Below are 23137 nucleotides of genomic sequence, written 5' to 3'. Positions count from 1 at the left end.
GCGGTACGGACGCCGAAGCGCGGAAGAATGGATTCCGCTTGTGGGGATGCCTTCCTGTCGTCACGGGCGGGTCTCACGGACCTTGCCGAATGGGTGGCCATCGGGCCCCGGAGGGGTGATCATGAGGGGACCAGAGCGCACTTCCCATGAGGAGGCACGGGTGGCCGAGACTCTGAAGAAGGGCAGCCGGGTGACCGGCGCCGCGCGCGACAAGCTCGCGGCAGACCTGAAGAAGAAGTACGACGCCGGTGCGAGCATTCGGGCGTTGGCCGAGGAGACCGGCCGCTCGTATGGCTTCGTTCATCGGATGCTCAGCGAGTCGGGTGTCACGCTCCGTGGGCGTGGCGGGGCGACGCGGGGCAAAAAGGCCTCGTCGGCCTGAAACCGAGGGCGGCCCATCGGCTTTCGATGGTGACCACCCGGTCGGTTCTCCGTTCGGCCGGGTGGTTACTGTGCAGTCACTTACGATGTCCGCAGGGCATCCACGATGACCGCACCCGTCGGAGGCGCACCATGGCTTCGCCCGAGCACGACCTCGATCCGGTACTGGACAAGGACGGCGTACGGCTCACCGTCGACGACGCGGTCGCCACGGTGACGCTGACCAACCCGGCCAAGCGCAACGCGCAGAGCCCGGCTCTGTGGCGGGCGCTCACCGAGGCCGGGCGGCTGCTGCCGGGCTCCGTCCGCGTCGTGCTGCTGCGCGGTGAGGGCAAGTCCTTCTCCGCGGGGCTCGACCGGCAGGCGTTCACGCCGGAGGGCTTCGACGGCGAGCCGTCGTTCATCGACCTCGCGCGTGGCTCCGACGCCGAGCTGGACGCGACCATCGCCGAGTACCAGGAGGCGTTCACCTGGTGGCGGCGCAACGACATCGTGTCCGTCGCCGCGGTCCAGGGGCACGCCATCGGGGCGGGTTTCCAGCTGGCACTGGCCTGTGATCTGCGCGTCGTCGCGGACGACGTGCAGTTCGCCATGCGCGAGACCGGCCTCGGGCTGGTGCCGGACCTCACCGGCACGCATCCGCTGGTGGGGCTGGTCGGCTACGCCCGCGCGCTGGAGATCTGCCTCACCGGCCGGTACGTGGGTGCCGCCGAGGCGGTGAGCACCGGGCTGGCGAACGTCGCCGTGCCCGCGGACCAGCTCGACGCGACGGTACGGGACCTGGCCGCGGCGCTCCTGGCCGCGCCCCGCGACGCCGTGGTCGAGACCAAGGCGCTGCTGCGCGGTGCGCGGGAACGGTCGTACGCGGAGCAGCGCACCGCCGAACGCGAGGCGCAGGCCCGGCGTCTGCGGGATCTCGCCGGCGCCGGCGACTGACGGCCGCGCCGCGTCGGGCGCGGGATCGCGCCGGTCCGCCTACCGTGGTGCGGGACGACGACCGAGAGGACGTACGGCGATGACCACGGAGCAGGACGGGACGAGCACTCCGAGGACTCCCGAGGGCGAGCGGGAGGTGCCGGAGACCAGCGCGACCCGCAGGGCCCAGGCGACCCGGCGCGGTCTGGGAGACCCCGCCACCCGGGGGCGGACCACCATCGCCGACGGGGTCGTGGAGAAGATCGCCGGGATGGCCGCGCGCGACGTGATCGGCGTGAGCGCCATGGGCAGCGGCTTCTCGCGGACCTTCGGGGCCGTACGGGACCGCGTACCGGGCGGCACCAAGTCCGTGACCCGCGGGGTGAAGGCCGAGGTCGGCGAGGTGCAGACCGCGCTCGACCTGGAGATCGTCGTCGACTACGGCGTGTCCATCACCGAGGTGGCGCGGGCGGTCCGGGAGAACGTGATCGCGTCGGTGGAGCGGATGACCGGTCTCGAGGTCGTCGAGGTCAACATCGCCGTCACCGACGTGCAACTGCCGGAGGAGGCGGAGGAGGAGCTCGAGCCGCGCATCCAGTGACGCACCGGCCACCACGCCGGCGAAGAGCCGATGACGGCGAAGGACCGATGACAAGGGGCGAGCGGAAGACGACCCGGCGACGGCCGAGGAGTTGAGGAGCGCGCAATGAGCATGGCCGTGGCCGGCATGATCGCCGGTATGGCGCTGGGCTTCGCCGGGTACTTCGGCGGATTCGGCGCCTTTCTGCTGGTGGCGGCCCTGGGCGCCGTCGGCTTCGTCGTCGGCCGGTTCCTGGAGGGGGACCTGGAACTCGGCGACTTCTTCCGCCCCCGTGACCAGCGCCGGAGGTGACCCGCGGTGAACGGTGGGAACGGCCGGCCGGGCACCACCCCGGTCGACATGCCGCCCGGCGAGCGCGGCGCGACGACGATCGCCGACCGCGTCGTCGCCAAGATCGCCGAGCGGGCGGCCCGCGAGGCCCTCGGCGTCCTGCCGCCGGACGCCGAGCCACCGCAGGCCACGGTCGTGGTACACCACGACGTCGCCCGCGTCCGGATCGTCCTCGACCTCGCCTACCCGAGCGACGTCGGCGCGTGCTGCCGCGCGGTGCGCCGGCACGTGGTCGAGCGGGTGGGCGCGTTGACGGGAATGCAGGTGCCGGAGGTCGCGGTCCGGGTGGAACGGCTGCACCTGGAACCCGCGTACGGCGCGGCACAGGGGAGGACGCGATGAGCGAGCCCCAGGGCATCGAGGACACCACGCAGCGCCTGCCGGTCGTCGGGAAGGACGACGCCCCCGGGTGGCCCGCCGCCCCGGACCCCGACGGCTCCCCGTCCGTCCTGGACGGCGCGGACGGCCGCGACGGCCGTTTCTGGTCGGTGCGCCGGGTGCCCGCGGGCACCGTCGCGCTGCTGCTCCTGATCGTCGCGGGCGCCTTCCTGTACGACGTCGCGGCCGTGCGCGCCCACCGCCCCGGACTGCGCTGGCGCCGTGAGCTGGCCCGGCAACTGGCCGAGCGGCCGCTGGACGACACCTGGGTGCTCGTCGGCGCCGCCGTCACCGCGGTCCTCGGACTGTGGCTGATCGTGCTGGCGGCCACTCCGGGGCTGCGCCGCCTGCTGCCCATGCGGCGCACCCACCCCGACGTACGTGCCGGGCTGCACCGGGACGCCGCCGCGCTGGTGCTGCGCGACCGGGCCATGGAGATCGCCGGTGTGCGGTCGGTACGCGTACGGCTGCGCCGCCGCAGGGCCGACGTCCGGGCGGTCTCGCACTTCCGTGCGCTGGAGGAGGTGCGTGCCGACCTGGAGACCGTGCTCACCGAAGCGGTCGAGGGGCTGGGCCTGGCCCGGCCGCCCGCCCTGTCGGTGCACGTCGCACGGCTCGGACGGAAGGGGTGAGGACGTGCTCGGGATCGTCAACCGGGTGCTGACCGGACTCGTCGGTCTTGTGCTGCTGGTGGTGGGCGGATCGGTGCTCGCCGTGGGGCTGGGCGTACGGCCGCCCTCGTGGTGGATCCACGGCGGCCCGCACGACGTCCTGCTGAGCACCGCCGAGCGGACGCGGTGGCGGGAGGCAGACCGGTGGTGGCCCGCCGTTCTGGCCGGGCTTGCCGCCTTGGTGCTGCTGGCCCTGTGGTGGCTGGTCGCGGTGGTGCGCCGGCGGCGGCTCGCCGAGGTGGTCGTCGACACCGGCGACGGCGGGGTGGCCCTGTTGCGGGGCCGGGCCCTGGAGGGCGTCCTGGCCGCGGACGCCGAGCAGCCGGACGGCGTCGCCCGCGCCCAGGTCCGCCTGACCGGCCGCCGCGCCGCCCCCAGGACCCACGTGCGCCTCCTCCTGGAACCGCACGTGGACCCGGGAGTGGCCCTGGACCACCTCACCGGCCGGGCCCTCGTTCACGCCCGGGACTCCGCCCACCTCGCGGCGCTTCCGGCGGAGGTCAGGCTGAGGGCGGTCGGGCACGGTGTGGAAAGGGTGAGCTGACCCGCGCCGAGGCCCGGCGTCCCGGCCGAGCCGGGCTCAGAAACCGTGCCGGGCCCCGCCGTCCACCGGCAGCATCACACCGCTGATGTAGGACGCCGCGGGCGACAGCAGGAACGCGGCCGCCCGGCCGAACTCCTGCGGCGCCCCGTACCGCCGCAGCGGCACTCGCGACTCGGCGGCCGCCCGTGTCGCCTCCGGATCCGCGGACAACGCGTCCAGCTCGCGCACGCGGTCCGTGTCGATGCGGCCCGGCAGCACGCCCACGACCCGGATGCCCCGCGGGCCCAGCTCGTCGGCGAGGGACTTGGCGAACCCGGCCAGACCGGGCCGCAGCGCGTTGGAGATGGTCAGCCCCGGAATCGGCTCGTACACGGACCCGGACAGCACGAACCCGACGACCCCGCCGGGCTCCAGCTCGGCCGCTGCCGCGCGGGCGAGCCGCACCGCGCCGAGGAACACCGACTCGAACGCGGCCTGCCACTGCGCGTCGGTGTTGTCGGCGACGAAACCGGCCGGCGGCCCGCCGACGCTCACCAGCACGCCGTGGAAGCCGCCGAAGTGCTCCCGCGCCGCCGCGATCAGCCGCGCCGGCGCTTCGGCGTCCGCGTTGTCCACGGCCACCCCGACGGCGTTCGGCCCCAGCTCGGCCGCCGCCTCGGCGACCCGCTTGCCGTCCCGCCCGGTGACGACCACCTTCGCGCCGTCGGCGACGAGCTCGCGCGCGGTGGCGTTGCCCAGTCCGCGAGTGGAGCCGGTGACGACGTACACCCGGTCCTTCAGTCCAAGATCCATGGCCCCCATCCTGCCCGGTCGTTCCGGTCGAAGCACCAGGGTCCGAGGCCGGCGGGGAGGACCGGCGCTACACCGCGGCGGGTGCCGCCTCCGGCGCCGCTTCCTTCGCCGCCGCCTGCGCGCGCTCACGTGCCTCGCGGCGCAGCAGCACCACCCAGCCGACGGGGACGCCCGCGGTGAACAGCCACCACTGGATGGCGTACGCCAGGTGCGGGCCGATGTCGCCGTGGTCCGGGTCGGGCAGCAGCTGGGGGCTGCCCCCCCGGGGCGCGGGCGAGGTCATCTGGATGTAGCCGCCGAGGACCTGCTTCCCGAGCCGCTCGGCCTGCTGCGCGCTGCTGATCAGCATCACCTGGCGGTCGGGCAGGCCCTTGACGTCCTTGATGCCGCTCGCCGCGGTCGTCTCGTCGGGCATCAGCCGGCCGGTGACGGTGATCTCCCCGCGAGGGGGCGCCGGGATGGCCGGGAACGCCGTCTGCGAGGCGTCCGCGGGGACCCAGCCCCGGTTGACCAGGAGGACCTTGCCGTCGTCGAGGACGAAGGGGGTCAGCACGTGGTAGCCGACATCGCCGTCGGCGTTGGTGCGGCGGCGCACGACCTCCTCGTCCGCGGTGTCGAAGTGCCCCTGGGCGGTGATCCTGCGGTAGAGGTCGTCCTGGGGCACCGTCGCGCCGGGCGAGGTCAGCGACTCGGCCGGGACGGGCCGCGCGGCCAGTGAGTCGGCGATCACCTTGTTCAGCGCGACCTTGTGCTCATGGCGGTGCAACTGCCAGAAACCCAGCCGGATCATCGTCGGGATCAGCGCGATCGCGACGATGGTGAGGATCACCCACTGGCGGGTCAACAGGAAGCGGTACACCCCACGACGGTACATCCGCGGGCGTGGGGTGTTTTCGGCAGGGGTGTCCTCAAACGCGGTCGACGATTCCGATCCTCCCCTCGGCGCGGGCGCAGTGCGCGCCGCAGTACCAGTGGCCCTCGACCTCGACACCCTGGCCGATGATCTGGACACGACAGTGCTCACAGATCGGTGCCATGCGGTGGATCGCGCAGGCGAAGCAGTCGAAGACGTGCACCGATCCCTGGGCGTGCACCTCGAAGGTCATTCCGTAGTCATTGCCGCATACTTCACATCTCGCCATGCGCCACAGGGTGGGCCGTGGCCCCGGCGCGTGCGAGCGGACCGTGGGCGAGTCGCCCGGCAATCACCCGTACGCCCGTCAGCGGCTCTCCGCCGGTTCCACGTCCCTGAGCAACTGCCCGAACGCCGCCTCGTCCACCACCGGAGTGCCGTACTGGCGCGCCTTGACCACTTTCGACGTACTCGAGTCCGGGTCGTTGGTCACCAGCAGGCTGGTCAGCCGGGACAGGCTGGTGGCCACGTGCAGTCCGGCCTCGACGGCCCGGTCCTCCAGCAGCTCGCGCTCGGTGGAGGTGTCGCCGGAGAAGGCCACCCGCATGCCCTGCCTGAGGCGCTTGCCCTCCTCGTAGCGGCCCGGGTTGGGGTACGGGCAGGCGGGCCGCTTGCGCGAGGGGCGCCAACTGCTCGCGCGGTAGCCGCCGTAGCCGCCGGACTGCTGCCGGGGCACCGGCCGGTCCGACCACTCCGTCAGCGGCCGGCACTCCAGCAGCGGCAGCCGCATCCCGCCCGCCGCCGCGGCCCGCAGGCTCGGCCGGAACGCCTCGGCGAGCACGCGCGCGTCGTCCAGCGCGTGGTGCGCCCGCTGCTGTACGACGCCGAAGTGGGCCGCCAGCGACTCCAGCTTGTGGTTGGGCAGGGGCAGGTCCAGCTCCTTGGCCAGCGCGATGGTGCACAGCCGCTGGCGCACCGGCGCCTCACGCTTCGCGCGCGCGTACTCCCGCGCGATCATCTGCCAGTCGAACACCGCGTTGTGCGCGACGAGCACCCGGTCCGCCAGCCGCACGGCGAACTCCTCCGCGATGTCCGCGAACAGCGGCGCGCCCTGAAGGGTCTCGCTCGTCAGCCCGTGGATCCACACCGGCCCCGGGTCCCGCTCGGGGTTGACCAGCGTGTACCAGTGGTCCTCGACCTCGCCGCGCGCGTCCAGCCGGTAGACCGCCGCGGAGATGATGCGGTCGTCCCGGGCCAGGCCGGTGGTCTCCACGTCAACGACCGCGTATCCGTTCGGATACGCGGCCGGCCACGGTGTGGGGGACAACCCTGCGAGCGTGCGGTCTTCGAGCATGGTCACTGAGGATACGGGCCACGACCGACAGCCCCGCCCACCGGTCGCCCCGGGAGGCCGGCGAACGGCTTCCCGGAAAGCCGCGGGTGGGCCTCACGGGACATCAGGAACCGCGCGGGGACAGGACGGACGAAGCGTGCGATCCTCCGTCCTGTGACGGAACCAACGCATGACGAGCCGCACGGCGGCGCGCTCGGCTCGCGGCTCAACTGGCTGCGGGCGGCCGTCCTCGGCGCCAACGACGGCATCGTGTCCACCGCGGGGCTCGTCGTCGGCGTGGCCGGTGCGACGGACTCCCGTTCGGCACTGCTGACCGCCGGTCTGGCCGGTCTGCTCGCCGGGTCGATGTCGATGGCGGCGGGGGAGTACGTGTCGGTGTCGACGCAGCGGGACTCGGAGATGGCCGCGCTGGCCGTGGAGAGACGGGAACTGCGCGAGGAGCCCGAGGCGGAGCTGCGGGAGCTGACGGAGCTGCTCCAGGCGCGCGGACTCTCGCGCGAGGTGGCCAGGGAGGCGGCGGAGCAGCTCACCGAGCGGGACGCGCTGCGGGCGCACGCGAGCGTGGAGCTCGGCATCAACCCCGACGAGCTGACCGACCCGTGGCACGCGGCGGGGGCGAGCTTCCTGGCGTTCACGGTGGGCGCGCTGCTCCCGCTGCTGGCGATCGTGCTGCCACCGGCGGCCTGGCGGCTGGGCGTCACCGTGGTGTCCGTCCTGGCCGCCCTCGTCCTCACCGGCTGGAGCAGCGCCCGCCTGGGCGCGGCCGGTCCGGGCCGGGCGGTCCTGCGGAACGTGGCCGGCGGGGCGCTGGCCATGGCGGTGACCTACGTGGCGGGAACCCTGCTGGGCGCGGTGGGGGTCTGACGCGGCCTTCGCCCGGCGGGGCGGCCGCGTCCGCTCACCAGCGGATCGGCAGCGGCAGCGCCGTCAGCAGTCCCGACACCGCGACGACCGCGCCGAGGACGGCGACCTCGGCCCGCGCGGGGGCGCACGCGGTCAGCGGGTCGGGTGCCCGCCGCAGCCGGATCCGGGCCCACAGGGCGAGCAGGGCGACGCCGGCCACGAGGACCACCTTGGCGAGCAGGGTGCGGCCGTAGGCCGTCGCCGTCAGCTGGTGCAGCACCGTGTCCGCCGGCATCCGGCGCAGCGTGCTGCACACACCCGTCGCGGTCACGCCGGCGAGCGCGACGGCCGCCACGCGTGCGTAGCGGCCCAGCAGGGCGGCACCCGCGGCCGCCCCGCGCCACAGCCGCAGGGTGCGCAGCACGTGCAGCAGGCCGCCCACCCACAGCGCGGCGCAGACCAGGTGCACGACGGTCAGCGCGGAGCCGGCCAGCGGGGTGCTCTCGGTCCCGGGATGCGCGCGCAGCGCCTCGGCCACGACCACCGTGGCGAGCGGCCACAGCTGCGTCGCCGGGCGCCGGGAGAGCGCGCACAGGCCGGCGACGAGGAACGCGTTGACCTCCAGCAGGGCCAGTGCCCCGTCCCGGGTCCGGTGGAGGCCGCCCAGGTCGATCTCGTCCGGGCTGTGCGGCACCAGGTTGCCGGTGGCCACCACGGAGGCGAGGCCCAGGGCGGCGAGGAAACCGGCGGCGGCCGCGTAGAGGGCCCGGCTGCGCGGGCGTTCGGCCGGGCTCCCGGGGACGCGGTCGGCCAGCCGGTTCACGAACAGCTCGCCGACGGGGAGGCAGAGGGCCGCGAATTGCACCGTCCGCAGCACGGCTGTCGCTCCGACGCCGGGGGCCGCCGCCTCTCCGGTGCCGTGCAGGGCGGCGGACGGACCGAGCAGCGGTATGAGTGCGGCGAGCGCCACCAGGACGAGGACGGCGACGGCCCGGACCGTCGCGCCGCGCCGCCCCGTCCCCCGCGCGTCCCCCGTCCCGGCGGCCGGTCGTATGAGCGTCACCCAATGATCGTCGCCAGCCACCTCGAACGGGGCAAGCGCGCGCGGCCAAGTGGGGGAACCCGGTTCCGCCCCACGCCCCCGGACGGCTTGGCGCGCCCCGCCCCGGGCAACCCCGCGTGCCCTCTCCCCTGCGCGGTCAGGTCCAGTGGGGTGTGTCCGTGCCCCAGGGGCTCGGTGGGCGGGACCAGGCGGGTGGGGCGTCGGTGAAGGTGACGGCCGGGAGGGCGTGGCGCAGGTGGCCGATCCGGCTGGTCGTCCCGCCGAGCCAGGCATCGGGGCCGTCGTACGCGGAGCCCTCCACCACGTGCGCGCCGGTGGTCGGCCCGACGTCCGCCCGTGTCAGCCAGGACGCCGTGCGGGCCAGGGCCAGCCGTAGGAGCCGGGTGCCGCCTTCCCGTGTCTGCTCGGTGAGGGCGCGCAGCACCGCCGCCGCCAGCAGATAGCCCGTGCCGTGGTCCAGGGCCTGTGCGGGCAGGGCGCCGGGCTGCTCCGGGGACCCCTCGGTCGCGGCGATGCCGGTGGCGACCTGGACGAGGCTGTCGAAGCCCCGGCGTCCGCCCCACGGCCCGTACGCGCCCCACGCCGACAGCTGCGCCACGACCAGGCCGGGCCGCCGTTCGGCCAGCGCGTCGGGGGAGAGCCCGAACCGGTCCAGGGCGCCCGGCCGGTACCCGGTGACCACGACGTCCGCCTCGGCGAGCAACTCCTCGAAGGCGGCCCGGTCGGTCGCGAGGTCCAGCGCCGCCGACCGCTTCCCGAAACCGGTGTCCGCGTGCAGCCCCGCTTCTTCGGGGTGGTCCGGCGCGTCCACGCGCAGGACGTCCGCGCCCAGCAGGGCGAGCGTGCGGGTGGCGACGGGACCCGCGAGCACCCGGGTCAGGTCCAGGACGCGCAGCCCGGCGGCGGGCAGCAGGGGGGCACTCGCGACGGACGGCAGGACGCGCGCGTGGGTCTCGTCCAGCCGCTCCCGCTCCACCAGCGGCCGCGCGGCCACCGCGACGCTCTGCTCGTGCGCGGCCCACTCCTCGGGGGTGCGCAGTGCGACGGCGAGGCCGCCGGCCGCGTACACGGCCTCCTCGACGTCGGTCGCGGACCGTTCGGCGAGCGCGGAGGCGACCCGGTCGACGTCGTCCGGCACGTCCAGCGCGCAGAGCAACCGCTCCCGGTGATGCGGGTAGTTGGCGTGTGTGCGCACCCATCCGTCCGCCGTCCGCCAGAACCGCGACAGCGGTGCGAAGGAGACCGGCGCCCGCCCGTCCACCCGCAGGTGCCGCTCACTGAGGAACGCCGTGGCCACGGCCCCGTCGTCGACCCGCACGGACGGCACCTCGGCGAGTCCCGCCCGCCGGGCGCCGAGTTCGGCGGCGGCCAGGGCACTGGCACCCACGCACGCGCGTGCCAGTGCCCGTACGGGAAGGCGCGCCCGGAGCGCGCCTTCCCGCTGCACGGTGGTGACCCGCGAAAGGAGGGCGGGATCGCCGCCCAGCGCGGACCACGCGAAGGAAAGTTCGGTCATGACCGCACTATGCGGTACTGACCGGGATCCGCCGTGTCTACTTGGTCACAGCGTTGAGGGCGTTGACGACGCCCTCGCCGTAGAAGGCGTTCTTGCCCTTGCCGCCCTTGCACACGGCGTCGATCTTGCCGTCGCCGTTGATGTCGTACGGGGTCGTGCACTCCTTCTTGTCGGCACCCTGGGCCAGCAGCGCCTTCACCTGGTTCGGCGTGGCGTTCGGGTGCGTCGACTTGATGAGCGCGGCGACGGCGGCGGCGTGCGGCGAGGCCATCGACGTGCCGGCCATGTAGCCGTACTGGTTGCCCGGCAGCGTGCCGAGGATCAGGCCGCTGGTGGCGGGGGCGTCGGGCGTCTGGTAGACGGTCGAGTCGCCGCCCGGCGCGGCAACGTCGATCATGCCCTGGCCGTAGTTGGAGAACGACGACTTGATGCCCTTGGCGCCGATGGAGGAGACCGTGACGGTGCCGGGCAGCATCGCCGGGATGTCCAGGCACTTCTTCGGGTCGATCACCCGGTCGCCGGGGGTGGAGTCGTTCGGGCTGCCCGGGTCGAGGATGGTCTTCCCGGCGAGGTCCCAGTTGTCGTTGCCGGCGGCCGCGACGTTGACGGTGCCCTTGCTCTCCGCGTACTTGGTGGCCCGCGACACGGCCTCGACCAGAGCCTTCTGGTCGGGGTCGTCGTTGCAGTTGAAGTTCCACGGGTCGGTGTAGTAGCTGTTGTTGGTGATGTCCACGCCGTGCTCGGCGGCCCAGACGAAGCCGCACACCACGGCCTCGGTGTAGAACCAGCCCTCCGGCGTCGACACCTTGATGCCGGACACCTTCACGCCCGGGGCGACACCGACCATGCCGACGCCGTTCTTCGCGGCGGCGATCTCACCGGCGACGTGGGTGCCGTGCGGGCTCTCGCCCGCGTTCGGCCGCCAGGCGCCGTCCGCCGTGTTCGGCTTGCCCGACACGCAGTTCACCGACGCGGCCCGGTTGAAGTTGGGGGCGAGGTCCGGGTGGGTGTCGTCCACACCGGTGTCGATCACGCCGACCGTGACCTTGGAGCTGCCCAGGGTGATCTCGTGCGCCTTGTCGGCCTTGATCATCGGCAGGTCCCACTGCAGGTACTCCAGCGGCTCCTGGCCGTCGGTGGCGGCCGCGGCCGCGGCCTTCACCTCGGAGTCGGAGAGCACCTGCGGCGACCACATCTCGGTGGTCGACTGCGGGGACAGCGGAGCGGTCCGGGTGGCGCCGGCCGACTCGACGCCCTTGTCCTTGCGTATCTCCTTGGCGAAGTCGGCGTTCGCCGAGTGGACGACGATGACGCCGATCTGGTCGTAGGCGATGACGACGGAGCCGCCGGCCTTGCCGATCGCCTTCTGCACGGCCGAGGAGCTGTGGCCGGGACGGACGTTGACGACGTAGCTCAGCGCGTCGCCGTCGGCGGCGGCGGAGATGCTCTGCGCGGCGGCCACCTGCTGGCCGGCCTCGGTGGCGGACGCCACGTTCGGCAGGAACGCGAGAGCGGAGGCGACGGCCATGCCGAGCGGGATGGTGACGGTACGCCGGTTGAGGCGAACGCTCATGTGAACTCCAGTGTTTCGAACCATTGCGGTGCGGCATGCGACAGGCATGCGGAGTGCGTGGGGGGCGTTTGGGGGAAGTGACGGGCCGTGCCGGTCACTTGACCGCGCGGAGCGCGTTGACGACGCCGGAGCCGTGGAACCCGTTGCGGTTGTCGTCGCCCTTCAGGACGAGTCGACGACGCCGTCGCCGTCCGCGTCGTGGGGCTCGGCCGGGCATCCCGGGGTGTCCGCCGGGGTCTTGAGAAGGGCCGGCAACTGGGCGGGCCTGGCGTTCGGACGGGTCGACGTCGGCAGCGCGGCGACACCGGCGACGTGCGGAGCGGCCGTCGACATGCCCTGGAGGGAGCCGTACAGGGCGAGGCGGCGTCTGGAACGCAGATGAGCCATGGGGTCTCCACATCATCCGGGCGCAGGCCTGCCCGACCGCAGGTGGCAGCCCAGGCAGGTACATGACGGGTGGTGCAGGCTGAAACTATCCCGCCACATCCCTCACCAGCAATGACTTGGCAATGACTTGTTCAGACCGGTTGCGAAACAACGAACAGGACTTGAACCGGGCGCCGCGTGGCTCCGTGGACCTTGGGCGGGGAACCCGAGCACGATCGGGCCCCTGCCCACCACATCCGACACGCGAGGAGACCGAAGTGGCCACCGAGACACCGCCACCGTCGAAAAGCCAGGCCCCACTCCCGACCACCGAGGAGTTCGTCGCGGTGCGGGACAGCGCGGAGTTCGGTGAACTGCGCCGCTCCTACCGATCCTTCGCCTTCCCGCTGACCGTCGCCTTCATCGCCTGGTACCTGCTGTACGTGCTGCTCTCGAACTACGCCGGCGGCTTCATGGGCACCAAGCTGTTCGGCAACATCAACGTCGCACTCGTCCTGGGCCTCGCCCAGTTCCTCACCACGTTCCTCATCGCCTGGTGGTACGCGCGGCACGCCGCCACCAAGCTCGACCCCAAGGCCGAGGCCATCAAGTCCCGGATGGAGGGCGCCGCATGAGCCCCGCGATCGCACCCACGCTCACCCTCGCGGCCGGTGAGGCCACCCGGCACCGGCCGCTGATCATCACCCTGTTCGCGGTGTTCGTCCTGGCGACCCTCGTCATCACCGTCTGGGCCGGCCGGCAGACCAAGGACGCCGCCAACTTCTACGCCGGCGGACGGCAGTTCACCGGATTCCAGAACGGCCTCGCCGTCTCCGGCGACTACATGTCCGCCGCGTCCTTCCTCGGCATCGCCGGCGCCATCGCGCTGTTCGGCTACGACGGCTTCCTGTACTCCATCGGCTTCCTCGTCGCCTGGCTGGTCGCCCTGCTCCTGGTCGCCGAACCCCTGCGCAACTCCGGCCGCTACACCATGGGCGACGTGCTGGCCTACCGGATGCGCCAGCGGCCGGTCCGCACCGCGGCCGGCGCCTCCACCATCGTCGTGTCGATCTTCTACCTGCTGGCCCAGATGGCCGGCGCCGGCGTCCTGGTCTCCCTGCTGCTCGGCATCACCAGCGACGGCGGCAAGATCGGCATCGTCGCGCTGGTCGGCCTGCTGATGATCGTCTACGTCACCATCGGCGGCATGAAGGGCACCACCTGGGTGCAGATGGTCAAGGCCGTGCTGCTCATGGCCGGCGCCCTGCTGCTCACCTTCCTGGTCCTGCTGAAGTTCAACTTCAACATCTCCGACCTGCTCGGCAAGGCCGCCTCCACCAGCGGCAAGGGCTCCGCCTTCCTGGAGCCCGGACTGAAGTACGGCGCCACCGGCACCACCAAGCTGGACTTCCTCTCGCTCGGCATCGCCCTGGTCCTCGGCACCGCCGGCCTGCCGCACATCCTCATCCGCTTCTACACGGTCCCCACGGCCAAGGCCGCCCGTAAGTCCGTGATCTGGGCGATCGGCCTGATCGGCGCCTTCTACCTGATGACCCTCGCGCTCGGCTTCGGCGCCGCCGCGCTCATCAAGCCCGACGAGATCATCGCCTCCAACAAGGCGGGCAACACCGCGGCACCGCTGCTCGCCCTGCATCTCGGCGGGGTCGACTCCAACTGGGGCGCCATCCTGCTGGCCTCCATCTCCGCGGTCGCCTTCGCCACGATCCTCGCCGTCGTCGCCGGCCTCACCCTGGCCTCGTCCTCCTCCTTCGCCCACGACATCTACGCCAACGTCATCAAGAAGGGCACCGCCTCCGAGAAGCAGGAGGTGAGCGCGGCGCGCTGGGCGACCGTCGGCATCGGCGCGGTCTCGATCGTCCTGGGCGCCCTCGCCCGCGACCTGAACGTCGCGGGACTGGTCGCGCTCGCCTTCGCCGTCGCCGCCTCCGCCAACCTGCCCACGATCCTCTACAGCCTGTTCTGGAAGCGGTTCACCACCTCCGGCGCCCTGTGGTCGATCTACGGCGGCCTGGTCAGCGCGGTCGGCCTGGTGCTGTTCTCGCCGGTGGTGTCGGGCAAGCCGACGTCGATGTTCCCCGACGTCGACTTCCACTGGTTCCCGCTGGAGAACCCGGGCCTCATCTCGATCCCGGTCGGCTTCCTGCTCGGCGTCGTGGGCACCCTCCTGTCCAAGGAGACCCCGGACGACGGCAAGTACGCCGAACTGGAGGTGCGCTCCATGACGGGCACCGGAGCGCACTGAGCGCCCACCCGTCCAAGGCGGCCGCGTCGCGGGGATCGTAGATCCCTACGACGCGGCCGTGCCGCATCTCGTGACTTCCGGCGCTGTCGTTGTCAGTGGTGTCACGTAGGCTCGCAGATGACGAGAACTTCGAGTGGTACGCCACATGGATCACGCGACTGGATCACGCGACGAGGGAGGGGGCCCACGTGCTCATCGACACCTACGGCCGGGTGGCCACCGACCTGAGGGTCTCGCTGACCGACCGGTGCAACCTGCGCTGCACGTACTGCATGCCGGAAGAGGGCCTGCAGTGGCTGGCCAAGCCGACCCTGCTCACCGACGACGAGATCGTCCGCCTGATCGACATCGCCGTCGGCTCCCTCGGCGTCACGGAGGTCCGCTTCACCGGCGGCGAACCCCTGCTGCGCCCCGGCCTGGTCGGTATCGTCGAGCGGGTCGCGGCCCTGGCCCCCCGCCCCCGGACGTCCCTCACCACCAACGGCATCGGACTGAGCCGCACCGCGACCGCCCTGAAGGCCGCCGGCCTGGACCGGGTCAACGTCTCCCTGGACACCCTGCGCCCGGACGTCTTCAAGGCCCTCACCCGCCGGGACCGGCACCACGACGTCATCGAGGGCCTCGAAGCCGCCCACGCGGCCGGCCTGACCCCGGTGAAGGTCAACACCGTCCTGATGCGCGACCTGAACGCGGACGAGGCCCCGGACCTGCTGGCCTGGGCGGTGGAGCACGGCTACGAGCTCCGCTTCATCGAGCAGATGCCCCTGGACGCCCAGCACGGCTGGAAGCGTGAGGGGATGGTGACCGCGGCCGAGATCCTGGACTCGCTGGGCACCCGCTTCGAACTGACCCCCGAAGGCGCCGGGGAGCGCGGCTCGGCTCCGGCCGAGCGCTGGATCGTGGACGGGGGCCCGCACCGCGTCGGCGTCATCGCCTCCGTCACCCGCCCGTTCTGCGCGGCCTGCGACCGCACCCGGCTCACGGCCGACGGACAGATCCGCACCTGCCTGTTCGCCACCGAGGAGACCGACCTGCGCGCCGCCCTGCGCTCCGGAGCCCCCGACGAGGAGATCGCCCGCATCTGGCGGGTGGCGATGTGGGGCAAGAAGGCGGGAGCGGGCCTGGACGACCCGTCGTTCGTCCAGCCGGACCGTCCGATGTCCGCGATCGGCGGTTAGGCGCTGCCCTCCGCACCCGCGTCCGGCGCTTCCCACTCGCCGAAGGGGACCACGTCCTTCAGAAGGCCCCGCACGCCGAGGAACTGCGACAGGTGCTCCCGGTGCTCCTCGCACGCCAGCCATGTCTTGCGGCGCTCAGGCGTGTGGATCTTCGGGTTGTTCCAGGCCAGCACCCACACGGCGGCCGCACGGCAGCCCTTGGCGGAGCAGATCGGGGTTTCGTCAGTCACGGGTTCGTCTCACAGCCACGGCACACAAGGCGACGCCGAGCAGCCACGGGGGGAGCTGCCCGGCGTCGGTCTGTCGCTCCGACGGGGGATGCGGAGCGCGTAGGCAGTATGTCACGGGTCACCTGCCGCCCGGCACAGGAACAACATGATTGATCTGAGCTTTTCATGAGCTTCCCGGGAGGCCCGAGTCCGGGCGTCGCGACGGGCCAGGTCAAGCCTGGTCACGCGGCTCGCGCGCCGCACCCGCCGCGGGGTCGCCCGGGGTGTCCTCCGGGGCGGGCCGCGCGAAACCGTCGTCGGTCCGCGGCGGTGTGATCATCGGCTTCGTCGGCATGGTGACGAAGGTCGACGGCAGCTTGGGAGCGCCCTCCCGCCCGGCGTTCGCGATGACCACGGCGACGTAGGGCAGCACCGCCCCGAGCACCAGTGCCACGATCGCCACGTAGCGCTCGACGTTCCACAGCGCCACCGCGAGGATCACCGACGCCGTGCGGATCGACATCGAGATGACGTACCGGCGCTGCCGGCCGCGCACGTCCTCCTGAAGGCCCGCCCGGGCTCCCGTGATCCGGAACACCTGGGCGTTGCCGTCGCCGTGCTGTTTCCGCATCACCTGTCCACCATTCGTCCGTATCGGACAACTCCCCGCACGCCCTCCACGTTACGCCGCGTTCCCGGCACCCACGAGGGCGGGGCCGCCCTCTGCCTGCGCGAACGGCCCGGGCCGCGCCCCGCGGTGCACCCGCGGCTTCCGGTCGGCCGCACCCGACGTGCGACGCACGGGGAGCGCCCCGACACTGGGCGTAATGCTCACGTCGAGCCGGACGAGGAGGCAGCCATGGGCTGGTTGTGGGCGATCATCGTGGGTTTCGTGCTGGGGATGATCGCGAAGGCGATCATCCCGGGCAAGCAGCACAGCCCGATCTGGCTCACCACGATCTTCGGCATGCTTGGCGCGATCGTCGGCAACGCGGTCGCCCGCGCCGCCGGTGTCGCCTCGACCCGCGGTATCGACTGGAGCCGGCACTTCTTCCAGCTCGTGGCCGCGATCATCATCGTCTTCGTCGGCGACATGGCGTACATGGCCCTGTGGGGCAACAAGAAACGGCAGGACGCCCAGCAGGCGTAGCACGGACACACGGGCCGAAGGCAACCGAAGGGGCGGTCCACCGGAATCCCCGGTGGACCGCCCCTTCGCACGTGCCTCCGTGCCCCGGCTCAGCCGCGCGTGAACTCGACCGCCGCCAGGTTCTTCTTGCCCCGGCGCAGCACCAGCCAGCGGCCGTGCAGCAGGTCCGCCTCGGCGGGGACCGCGTCCTCGGCGGTGACCTTGACGTTGTTCACGTAGGCGCCGCCCTCCTTCACCGTGCGGCGCGCGGCCGACTTGCTGGGCACCAGGCCGACCTCGGCGAACAGGTCGACCACCGGTCCGAGCTCGGTCACCTCGGCGTGCGGCACCTCCGACAGCGCCGCGGCCAGGGTCCGCTCGTCCAGCCCGGCCAGCTCGCCCTGGCCGAACAGCGCCTTGGACGCGGCGATCACGGCGGCCGTCTGGTCGGCGCCGTGCACCAGCGTCGTCAGCTCCTCGGCCAGCGCGCGCTGCGCGGCCCGGGCCTGCGGACGCTCCTCGGTCTGCCGCTCCAGCTCCTCCAGCTCCTCGCGGGACCTGAAGGACAGGATGCGCAGGTAGCGGGGGATGTCCCGGTCGTCCACGTTCAGCCAGAACTGGTAGAACGCGTACGGCGTCGTCATCTCCGCGTCGAGCCAGACCGCGCCGCCCTCGGTCTTGCCGAACTTGGTGCCGTCCGCCTTGGTCATCAGCGGCGTCGCGAGCGCGTGCACCGCCGCGTCCGGCTCGAGCCGGTGGATCAGGTCGAGGCCCGCCGTGAGGTTGCCCCACTGGTCGCTGCCGCCCTGCTGGAGCGTGCAGCCGTACCTCCGGTAGAGCTGGAGGAAGTCCATGCCCTGGAGGATCTGGTAGCTGAACTCGGTGTAGCTGATGCCCTGGTCGGACTCCAGCCGGCGGGCGACGGAGTCCTTCGTCAGCATCTTGTTGACCCGGAAGTGCTTGCCGATGTCCCGCAGGAACTCGATCGCGGACAGGCCCTGGGTCCAGTCGAGGTTGTTCACCATGACGGCGGCGTTCTCGCCCTCGAAGGACAGGAACGGCTCGATCTGGCCCCGCAGCCGGTCCACCCAGCCGGCCACCGTCTCCGGGTCGTTCAGCGTGCGCTCGGCGGTCGGCCGGGGGTCGCCGATCAGGCCCGTGGCGCCGCCGACCAGCGCCAGCGGCCGGTGCCCGGCCTGCTGGAGCCGCCGCACGGTGAGCACCTGCACCAGGTGCCCCACGTGCAGGGACGGCGCGGTCGGGTCGAAGCCGCAATAGAACGTGACGGGACCGTCCGCGAGCGCCTTGCGCAAAGCGTCCTCGTCGGTGGACAGGGCGAACAGCCCCCGCCACTTCAGCTCGTCGACGATGTCCGTCACGGTTCTCGTGTCTCCTAGGTGAAGCGATGGTGCTCAGTGGTCTTCGGCAGTCGGGTGACGGCCGACTACGAGGTTATACGCCCTGGCTCACGGAACTCATGTTGAAATCCGGGACGCGCAGCGCCGGCATCGCGGCCCGGGTGAAGTAGTCGCTCCACTCCCTGGGCAGCGTCTTCTCGGTCCGCCCGGCCTCCGTCGCCCTGCCCAGCAGGTCCACCGGCGACTCGTTGAACCGGAAATTGTTGACCTCGCCGGTCACCTCGCCGTTCTCCACGAGGTACACGCCGTCCCGGGTCAGGCCCGTGAGCAGCAGCGTCGCGGGGTCCACCTCGCGGATGTACCACAGGCAGGTGAGCAGCAGCCCACGCTCGGTGCCGGCGATCATCTCCTGAAGCGAGCGGTCGGTGCCGCCGTCGAGGACGAGGTTGCCCGCCGAGGGGGCGAGCGGCAGACCGGTCAGGCCGGCGCTGTGCCGGGTGGTCAGCAGGTGTCGCAGCTCGCCGTCGGTGATCCACTCCGTGGCGTACACGGGCAGCCCGTTGTCGAACACCGACCGGTCGTCCCCGGAGGAGTGCGAGACCACGAACGGCGCGCACTCCAGACCGGGCTCGTTCGGATCGCTGCGCAGCGTCAGCGGAAGCTCGGTCAGCCTCTCGCCGACGCGGGTGCCGCCGCCGGGCTTGGAGAACACCGTGCGCCCCTCGGCGGCGTCCCGGCCCGAGGACGACCAGATCTGGTAGATCAGCAGATCGGCGACCGCCGTCGGCGGCAGCAGCGTCTCGTACCGCCCGGCGGGCAGCTCGATCCGGCGCTCCGCCCAGCCGAGCCGTACGGCCAGCTCCGCGTCCAGCGCCGCCGGGTCGACGTCCTTGAAGTCCCGCGTGGACCGCCCGGCCCACGCCGAGCGGGTGCGGTCCGGCGACTTGGCGTTCAGCTCCAGCGTCCCGGCCGGCTGGTCGTGGCGCAGCCGCAGACCCGTCGACGTGCCCAGGTAGGTCGACACCATCTCGTGGTTGGCGAAGCCGTACAGTTCGCGGCCACCGGCACGCGCGCGGGCGAACGACTCGCCGAGCGCCGGCGCGAAGTCCGCGAACACCGCCGAGGAGGTCTCGGCGGGCGCGTCGGTGAAGTCAGGGGACTGCGGTACGTCCGCGACCAGCGGCTGGGCGTCCTCGGCGGGCCCCGCCCCGCGCGCCGCGGCCTCCGCGGCCCGCACCAGCGGCTCCAGATCGTCCTCGGTCACGGCCGCCCGCGACACCACGCCCGAGGCGGTGCCTTCCCGGCCGTCGACGGTCGCGATCACGGTGAGGGTGCGCCCGCGGGTGACACCGTTCGTGGTCAGCGCGTTGCCCGCCCAGCGCAGATTGGCGGTGGACTGCTCGTCGGCGATCACGACGCACCCGTCGGCCCGGGACAGTGCGAGGGCGCGCTCGACGATCTCGTGCGGCTTGCTGGTACGCGGGCTCATCGACCGGCCTCCTGCGTGGTGTTCAGAATGTTGACGCCCTTGAAGAGGGCCGACGGGCAGCCGTGGGAGACCGCCGCGATCTGGCCCGGCTGGGCCTTGCCGCAGTTGAAGGCGCCGCCCAGGACATACGTCTGGGGGCCGCCCACGGCCGCCATGGAGCCCCAGAACTGGGGAGTGATCCCCTGGTAGGCGAAGTCCCGCACCTGTCCGTCGAGCCGGCCGTTGCGGATCATGTAGGCCCGCTGACCCGTGAACTGGAAGTTGTAGCGCTGCATGTCGATCGACCAGGACCGGTCCCCGACGACGTAGATCCCCCGGTCGACGCTCCCGATGAGGTCCTCGGTCGACAGCCCGGCCGGGTCCGGCTGGAGCGACACGTTCGCCATGCGCTGCACGGGCACATGGCCGGGGGAGTCGGCGAAGGCGCACCCGTTGGACCGCTCGAACCCGGTCAGCCTCGCGATCCTGCGGTCCAGCTGGTAGCCGACCAGCGTCCCGTCCTTGACCAGGTCCCAGGACTGACTCTCCACGCCTTCGTCGTCGTAGCCGACGGTGGCCAGGCCGTGCTCGGCGGTGCGGTCGCCGGTGACGTTCATCAGCTCGGAGCCGTACGTCAGCTTGCCCAACTGGTCGAAGGTGGCGAAGGAGGTGCCCGCGTAGGCGGCCTCGTACCCGAGGGCCCGGTCCAGCTCGGTGGCGTGCCCGATGGACTCGTGGATGGTCAGCCACAGGTTGGAGGGGTCGACGACCAGGTCGTACAGGCCCGCCTCGACGCTCGGTGCGCGCATCTTCTCGGCGAGCAGCCCGGGGATCCGCTCCAGCTCGCCGTCCCAGTCCCAGCCGGTGCCGGTCAGGTACTCCCAGCCGCGCCCGACGGGCGGGGCGAGGGTGCGCATCGAATCGAACTCGCCGCTGGAGCCGTCCACCGAGACGGCGGTCAGCTGCGGATGCAGCCGCACCCGCTGCTGCGTGGTCACGGTCCCGGCCGTGTCGGCGTAGAACTTGTTCTCGTGCACGGTCAGCAGCGAGGCGTCGACATGGTCGACCCCGTCGGCGGCGAGCAGCCGCGCGCTCCACTCGGCGAGCAGCGCGGACTTCTCCTCGTCCGGCACGGAGAACGGGTTGATCTCGTACGACGAGACCCAGGTCTTCTCGGCGTGCACCGGCTCGTCCGCCAACTCGACCCGCTCGTCGGATCCCGCGGCCTTGATGACCTGCGCCGACAGCTTGGCCATCGCCACGGCCTGCGAGGCGACCTTGGCGGCCGCGTCCAGCGTCAGATCCACCCCGGAGGCGAACCCCCACGTCCCGCCGTGCACGACCCGCACCGCGTACCCCAGGTCGGTGGTGTCCGACGACCCGGCGAGCCGGGCGTCCCTGAGCCGCCAGGACGCACTGCGCACCCGCTCGAACCGGAAGTCCGCATGCTCGGCCCCGAGCGCCCGCGCCCGCGCGAGAGCGGCGTCGGCGAGGGCGCGTAGGGGCAGTTCCAGGAATGACTGATCGACTTCATGGGGCACGGTGGGGTCCTCCGAGGTGCTTGCCTGTGATGCCCGTCGCAGGCAGTGAACCACGACTCACCGACCGCGCTCCCCGGAATAACCACCGCTGACTCAGCCCTCCGGCGAGCCACCCGCCGCGAGTGCCGTGAACGCCGCCCAGGTGGTCGGCGTGACGACGAGGGGACGGATCCCCTTGTCCTTGGAGTCCCGGATGTGCACGGAGTCGGGGCGTAGCGCGACCTCGACGCAGTTGTCGCCGTCTCCGCCGCTGTAACTGCTCTTGTACCAGGACAGTTCGGTACTCATAGCGCTCCTCGCATCTGTTCCAGCAGGTTCACCGTCGCCCGGCAATCAAGGGCTTGGGAACGGAGCTTGCCATAGCGTTGGTGGAGGACGCTCACTTCGCCGGGATCAGCGATCAGGCTGCTGGACCGATGCCCCTCGGTGTAGCCGAACCATTGGTGTCCCGGCGTCTCTGCCAAGTACAACTGGCCGTCGACTCCGCAGTGGTCTTCCTGGTACCGAGGCATGATCTGGATCTCGACGTTCGTACGCCTGCCGACGTTCAGCAAGTGGTCGATGACAGCGCTGGTGACTGATGCGCCACCGACCCCACGCTCCAGGATGGCCTGCTCGATGATGAATGTGAACGCGGTATTCGGCCGCTGAGTCAGTAACGCCTGACGTTCCAGTCGTGCTGCAAGCTTCTGATTGATCTGCTCACCCGTCCACGGCGGGAGCTGACGCTCGAACACCGCCCGCGCGTAGCCCTCCGGCTGCAACAACCCCGGAACCGCCCGGCACTCGTACGCGTACAGGGAGATCGCCTCCTCCTCGATCCCCGCCCACTGGCGGAACCACGAGGCCAGCCCCGCCCGCCTCGTCAGGCTCCGCGCCGCCGCCGTGAGGACCTTGAGGGCCACCGGCCCCAGCACCTCCTCCGCCCGCGAGGGCAGATCCCCCGGAGGGAACCGCTTCCCCTGCTCGATCTTCGCCACGTACGCGGCCGAGTACCGTACCCGCACGGCGAACTCCTCCTGCGTCAGCCCGGATTCCTCCCGCAGGGCCTTCAGGACCGCGCCGAAGGTCTTGAGACTGTCGGAGAGTTCGGGTTCCGTGGTCGCGTTGCCGCCTCCGCCGTGGTCCGCCGTCATCGCCGCACCCTCCCGTGCTCACGTTCTCACCGGTGTTCGCTCAATCCGCCCAACCCGCCCAACCCGGCAAGCGTCACGCGGAGTTACCCACCCAGTCCACAGTGTGCACTGATACAAACCGGTCTGTATCGGTGTCGTGCCTGTTGGCAGGGTCGGGGCAGCCGGAACGCTGGGCGTCATGCCAGCACCGCATGCCCAAGAGGCCGTAACCGTCAGTGTGTTCGCCCTACGTCTGTCCGCCACTCGGCGCGGGGCCCGGCTTGCGCGTCGCCTGGCCGTGCACCAGCTCGACCTGTGGGGCGTGCCGTACGGGAGCGTGGTCTCCGAGACGGTCGCCCTGGTGGTCGCCGAACTCAGCGCCAACGCGGTGCTGCACGGCCGGGTTCCCGGACGGGACTTCGCGCTGCGGCTGCGCTGCGACCGCGCCGCCGGTGTCGTACGGGTGGAGGTGTCCGACACGCACCCGAGCCGCCCCGAGCCCCCTGCACCGGCTCCGGACCCCGCGGACACCGACGGCGGCAGGGGCCTGCTCCTCGTGGAGGCCCTCGCCGACCGCTGGGGCGTGACCGAGCGCATCGGCCCGGGCAAGACCGTGTGGGCGGAGTGCGCGCTCTGTGAGCCCCCATTTCCGGCATAACCGGAGACAGGGGGCGGCCGGGTTGACGGTCGCCCCTC

28 protein-coding genes are annotated in these 23137 nt (G+C 72.1%); 13 read left to right on the top strand and 15 right to left on the bottom strand.

Features of this window, described 5'->3' with window-relative positions:
- Nucleotides 1-160 precede the first annotated feature (160 nt).
- The 7 genes from ACTYVM_RS00245 (at nucleotide 161) to amaP (ending at nucleotide 3820) form a co-directional block, all read left to right on the top strand.
- Nucleotides 161-382 (top strand): helix-turn-helix domain-containing protein, encoded by a 222-nt coding sequence (locus ACTYVM_RS00245; protein WP_030404458.1) that lies wholly within the window; start codon nucleotides 161-163, stop codon nucleotides 380-382.
- A gap of 131 nt (nucleotides 383-513) precedes the next feature.
- Entirely contained in the window at nucleotides 514-1317 is an 804-nt protein-coding gene (locus ACTYVM_RS00240) for an enoyl-CoA hydratase/isomerase family protein (protein ID WP_445523923.1), read from the top strand.
- 79 nt (nucleotides 1318-1396) lie between these two features.
- Nucleotides 1397-1897: an Asp23/Gls24 family envelope stress response protein gene (locus ACTYVM_RS00235; protein WP_445523922.1), complete on the top strand. Its 501-nt coding sequence runs from the start codon at nucleotides 1397-1399 to the stop codon at nucleotides 1895-1897.
- A 105-nt stretch (nucleotides 1898-2002) separates the two neighbouring features.
- A complete protein-coding gene (locus ACTYVM_RS00230) occupies nucleotides 2003-2188 on the top strand; it encodes a hypothetical protein (RefSeq protein WP_400026466.1) in 186 nt (61 codons plus the stop codon).
- 48 nt (nucleotides 2189-2236) lie between these two features.
- Complete coding sequence (locus ACTYVM_RS00225; protein WP_445523981.1) at nucleotides 2237-2569, top strand: Asp23/Gls24 family envelope stress response protein; 333 nt, start codon at nucleotides 2237-2239, stop codon at nucleotides 2567-2569.
- Entirely contained in the window at nucleotides 2566-3237 is a 672-nt protein-coding gene (locus tag ACTYVM_RS00220) for a DUF6286 domain-containing protein (protein ID WP_445523921.1), read from the top strand. Before ACTYVM_RS00225 ends, ACTYVM_RS00220 begins: the two co-directional genes overlap by 4 nt.
- 4 nt (nucleotides 3238-3241) lie before the next feature.
- The gene (gene amaP / locus ACTYVM_RS00215) at nucleotides 3242-3820 is read left to right on the top strand and encodes an alkaline shock response membrane anchor protein AmaP (protein ID WP_445523920.1); all 579 of its coding nucleotides are present in this window, start codon (nucleotides 3242-3244) and stop codon (nucleotides 3818-3820) included.
- 36 nt (nucleotides 3821-3856) lie between these two features.
- Here amaP and ACTYVM_RS00210 read toward each other — a convergent pair whose 3' ends face one another.
- The 4 genes from ACTYVM_RS00210 to ACTYVM_RS00195 all read right to left on the bottom strand — a co-directional run bounded on the left by ACTYVM_RS00210 (nucleotide 3857) and on the right by ACTYVM_RS00195 (nucleotide 6819).
- Nucleotides 3857-4612: an SDR family oxidoreductase gene (locus ACTYVM_RS00210; protein WP_445523919.1), complete on the bottom strand. Its 756-nt coding sequence runs from the start codon at nucleotides 4610-4612 to the stop codon at nucleotides 3857-3859.
- A gap of 67 nt (nucleotides 4613-4679) precedes the next feature.
- A complete protein-coding gene (locus tag ACTYVM_RS00205; RefSeq protein WP_445523918.1) occupies nucleotides 4680-5471 on the bottom strand; it encodes an SURF1 family cytochrome oxidase biogenesis protein in 792 nt (263 codons plus the stop codon).
- A 49-nt stretch (nucleotides 5472-5520) separates the two neighbouring features.
- Nucleotides 5521-5754 carry a metallothionein gene (locus ACTYVM_RS00200; protein WP_400026475.1) on the bottom strand — a complete coding sequence of 78 codons (234 nt, stop codon included), beginning with the start codon at nucleotides 5752-5754 and terminating at the stop codon, nucleotides 5521-5523.
- A gap of 78 nt (nucleotides 5755-5832) precedes the next feature.
- Nucleotides 5833-6819, bottom strand: a complete 987-nt coding sequence (locus tag ACTYVM_RS00195; protein ID WP_445523917.1) for a DEDDh family exonuclease — start codon at nucleotides 6817-6819, stop codon at nucleotides 5833-5835.
- Between the two features lie 153 nt (nucleotides 6820-6972).
- On the opposite strand from ACTYVM_RS00195, the gene ACTYVM_RS00190 reads away from it, so the two are divergent.
- Nucleotides 6973-7683: a VIT1/CCC1 transporter family protein gene (locus ACTYVM_RS00190; RefSeq protein WP_445523916.1), complete on the top strand. Its 711-nt coding sequence runs from the start codon at nucleotides 6973-6975 to the stop codon at nucleotides 7681-7683.
- A gap of 34 nt (nucleotides 7684-7717) precedes the next feature.
- Here ACTYVM_RS00190 and ACTYVM_RS00185 read toward each other — a convergent pair whose 3' ends face one another.
- The 4 genes from ACTYVM_RS00185 to ACTYVM_RS00170 form a co-directional block, all read right to left on the bottom strand.
- The gene (locus ACTYVM_RS00185; RefSeq protein ID WP_445523915.1) at nucleotides 7718-8725 is read right to left on the bottom strand and encodes a CopD family protein; all 1008 of its coding nucleotides are present in this window, start codon (nucleotides 8723-8725) and stop codon (nucleotides 7718-7720) included.
- Between the two features lie 136 nt (nucleotides 8726-8861).
- On the bottom strand, nucleotides 8862-10241 hold the full coding sequence (locus tag ACTYVM_RS00180; RefSeq protein ID WP_445523914.1) for a CoA transferase: 1380 nt from the start codon (nucleotides 10239-10241) through the stop codon (nucleotides 8862-8864).
- Between the two features lie 37 nt (nucleotides 10242-10278).
- Entirely contained in the window at nucleotides 10279-11814 is a 1536-nt protein-coding gene (locus ACTYVM_RS00175) for a S8 family peptidase (protein ID WP_445523913.1), read from the bottom strand.
- Between the two features lie 162 nt (nucleotides 11815-11976).
- Nucleotides 11977-12201: a S8 family serine peptidase gene (locus ACTYVM_RS00170; protein WP_445523912.1), complete on the bottom strand. Its 225-nt coding sequence runs from the start codon at nucleotides 12199-12201 to the stop codon at nucleotides 11977-11979.
- 257 nt (nucleotides 12202-12458) lie between these two features.
- On the opposite strand from ACTYVM_RS00170, the gene ACTYVM_RS00165 reads away from it, so the two are divergent.
- The 3 genes from ACTYVM_RS00165 (at nucleotide 12459) to moaA (ending at nucleotide 15621) form a co-directional block, all read left to right on the top strand.
- A complete protein-coding gene (locus tag ACTYVM_RS00165; protein WP_445523911.1) occupies nucleotides 12459-12815 on the top strand; it encodes a DUF485 domain-containing protein in 357 nt (118 codons plus the stop codon).
- A complete protein-coding gene (locus ACTYVM_RS00160) occupies nucleotides 12812-14443 on the top strand; it encodes a monocarboxylic acid transporter (RefSeq protein WP_445523910.1) in 1632 nt (543 codons plus the stop codon). The genes ACTYVM_RS00165 and ACTYVM_RS00160 overlap by 4 nt, the downstream gene beginning before the upstream one ends.
- A gap of 188 nt (nucleotides 14444-14631) precedes the next feature.
- Nucleotides 14632-15621 (top strand): GTP 3',8-cyclase MoaA, encoded by a 990-nt coding sequence (gene moaA / locus ACTYVM_RS00155; protein WP_445523909.1) that lies wholly within the window; start codon nucleotides 14632-14634, stop codon nucleotides 15619-15621.
- Here the strand turns inward: moaA and ACTYVM_RS00150 are convergent.
- On the bottom strand, nucleotides 15618-15851 hold the full coding sequence (locus ACTYVM_RS00150) for a hypothetical protein (protein WP_445523908.1): 234 nt from the start codon (nucleotides 15849-15851) through the stop codon (nucleotides 15618-15620). The two genes, moaA and ACTYVM_RS00150, sit on opposite strands and share 4 nt — an antisense overlap.
- A 211-nt stretch (nucleotides 15852-16062) precedes the next feature.
- Nucleotides 16063-16461, bottom strand: coding sequence for a DUF3099 domain-containing protein (locus ACTYVM_RS00145; RefSeq protein WP_445523907.1), 399 nt, complete (start codon nucleotides 16459-16461; stop codon nucleotides 16063-16065).
- A gap of 228 nt (nucleotides 16462-16689) precedes the next feature.
- Here ACTYVM_RS00145 and ACTYVM_RS00140 point away from each other — a divergent pair, with 228 nt between their 5' ends.
- Complete coding sequence (locus ACTYVM_RS00140) at nucleotides 16690-16980, top strand: GlsB/YeaQ/YmgE family stress response membrane protein (protein WP_445523906.1); 291 nt, start codon at nucleotides 16690-16692, stop codon at nucleotides 16978-16980.
- Nucleotides 16981-17069: 89 nt separating this feature from the next.
- On the opposite strand, the gene tyrS is transcribed toward ACTYVM_RS00140, so the two are convergent.
- From tyrS to ACTYVM_RS00115, 5 genes are all read right to left on the bottom strand, one after another.
- On the bottom strand, nucleotides 17070-18338 hold the full coding sequence (tyrS, locus tag ACTYVM_RS00135) for a tyrosine--tRNA ligase (RefSeq protein ID WP_445523905.1): 1269 nt from the start codon (nucleotides 18336-18338) through the stop codon (nucleotides 17070-17072).
- Between the two features lie 73 nt (nucleotides 18339-18411).
- Nucleotides 18412-19806: a metallopeptidase TldD-related protein gene (locus ACTYVM_RS00130; protein ID WP_445523904.1), complete on the bottom strand. Its 1395-nt coding sequence runs from the start codon at nucleotides 19804-19806 to the stop codon at nucleotides 18412-18414.
- Complete coding sequence (locus ACTYVM_RS00125) at nucleotides 19803-21326, bottom strand: TldD/PmbA family protein (protein ID WP_445523903.1); 1524 nt, start codon at nucleotides 21324-21326, stop codon at nucleotides 19803-19805. The genes ACTYVM_RS00130 and ACTYVM_RS00125 overlap by 4 nt, the downstream gene beginning before the upstream one ends.
- Before the next feature lie 93 nt (nucleotides 21327-21419).
- The gene (locus tag ACTYVM_RS00120) at nucleotides 21420-21614 is read right to left on the bottom strand and encodes a DUF397 domain-containing protein (RefSeq protein ID WP_445523902.1); all 195 of its coding nucleotides are present in this window, start codon (nucleotides 21612-21614) and stop codon (nucleotides 21420-21422) included.
- On the bottom strand, nucleotides 21611-22462 hold the full coding sequence (locus ACTYVM_RS00115; protein WP_445523901.1) for a helix-turn-helix domain-containing protein: 852 nt from the start codon (nucleotides 22460-22462) through the stop codon (nucleotides 21611-21613). The genes ACTYVM_RS00120 and ACTYVM_RS00115 overlap by 4 nt, the downstream gene beginning before the upstream one ends.
- Before the next feature lie 178 nt (nucleotides 22463-22640).
- Here ACTYVM_RS00115 and ACTYVM_RS00110 point away from each other — a divergent pair, with 178 nt between their 5' ends.
- On the top strand, nucleotides 22641-23099 hold the full coding sequence (locus tag ACTYVM_RS00110) for an ATP-binding protein (protein ID WP_445523900.1): 459 nt from the start codon (nucleotides 22641-22643) through the stop codon (nucleotides 23097-23099).
- Nucleotides 23100-23137 lie beyond the last annotated feature (38 nt).

Source organism: Streptomyces cyslabdanicus (genome assembly GCF_052663305.1).
This window is presented reverse-complemented; position numbering and strand designations above follow the sequence as displayed.

Excerpts from the sequence above, each read along its gene's own strand:
- ACTYVM_RS00240 (WP_445523923.1), top strand. The coding sequence starts at position 514 with ATGGCTTCGCCCGAGCACGACCTCGATCCGGTACTGGACAAGGACGGC.
- ACTYVM_RS00195 (WP_445523917.1), bottom strand. The coding sequence starts at position 6,819 with ATGCTCGAAGACCGCACGCTCGCAGGGTTGTCCCCCACACCGTGGCCG.
- ACTYVM_RS00220 (WP_445523921.1), top strand. The coding sequence starts at position 2,566 with ATGAGCGAGCCCCAGGGCATCGAGGACACCACGCAGCGCCTGCCGGTC.
- ACTYVM_RS00175 (WP_445523913.1), bottom strand. The coding sequence starts at position 11,814 with ATGAGCGTTCGCCTCAACCGGCGTACCGTCACCATCCCGCTCGGCATG.
- ACTYVM_RS00170 (WP_445523912.1), bottom strand. The coding sequence starts at position 12,201 with ATGGCTCATCTGCGTTCCAGACGCCGCCTCGCCCTGTACGGCTCCCTC.
- ACTYVM_RS00200 (WP_400026475.1), bottom strand. The coding sequence starts at position 5,754 with ATGGCGAGATGTGAAGTATGCGGCAATGACTACGGAATGACCTTCGAG.
- ACTYVM_RS00235 (WP_445523922.1), top strand. The coding sequence starts at position 1,397 with ATGACCACGGAGCAGGACGGGACGAGCACTCCGAGGACTCCCGAGGGC.
- ACTYVM_RS00140 (WP_445523906.1), top strand. The coding sequence starts at position 16,690 with ATGGGCTGGTTGTGGGCGATCATCGTGGGTTTCGTGCTGGGGATGATC.
- ACTYVM_RS00225 (WP_445523981.1), top strand. The coding sequence starts at position 2,237 with ATGCCGCCCGGCGAGCGCGGCGCGACGACGATCGCCGACCGCGTCGTC.
- ACTYVM_RS00110 (WP_445523900.1), top strand. The coding sequence starts at position 22,641 with ATGCCAGCACCGCATGCCCAAGAGGCCGTAACCGTCAGTGTGTTCGCC.
- ACTYVM_RS00115 (WP_445523901.1), bottom strand. The coding sequence starts at position 22,462 with ATGACGGCGGACCACGGCGGAGGCGGCAACGCGACCACGGAACCCGAA.
- ACTYVM_RS00130 (WP_445523904.1), bottom strand. The coding sequence starts at position 19,806 with ATGAGCCCGCGTACCAGCAAGCCGCACGAGATCGTCGAGCGCGCCCTC.
- ACTYVM_RS00120 (WP_445523902.1), bottom strand. The coding sequence starts at position 21,614 with ATGAGTACCGAACTGTCCTGGTACAAGAGCAGTTACAGCGGCGGAGAC.
- ACTYVM_RS00230 (WP_400026466.1), top strand. The coding sequence starts at position 2,003 with ATGAGCATGGCCGTGGCCGGCATGATCGCCGGTATGGCGCTGGGCTTC.
- ACTYVM_RS00180 (WP_445523914.1), bottom strand. The coding sequence starts at position 10,241 with ATGACCGAACTTTCCTTCGCGTGGTCCGCGCTGGGCGGCGATCCCGCC.
- ACTYVM_RS00210 (WP_445523919.1), bottom strand. The coding sequence starts at position 4,612 with ATGGATCTTGGACTGAAGGACCGGGTGTACGTCGTCACCGGCTCCACT.
- ACTYVM_RS00145 (WP_445523907.1), bottom strand. The coding sequence starts at position 16,461 with ATGCGGAAACAGCACGGCGACGGCAACGCCCAGGTGTTCCGGATCACG.
- ACTYVM_RS00160 (WP_445523910.1), top strand. The coding sequence starts at position 12,812 with ATGAGCCCCGCGATCGCACCCACGCTCACCCTCGCGGCCGGTGAGGCC.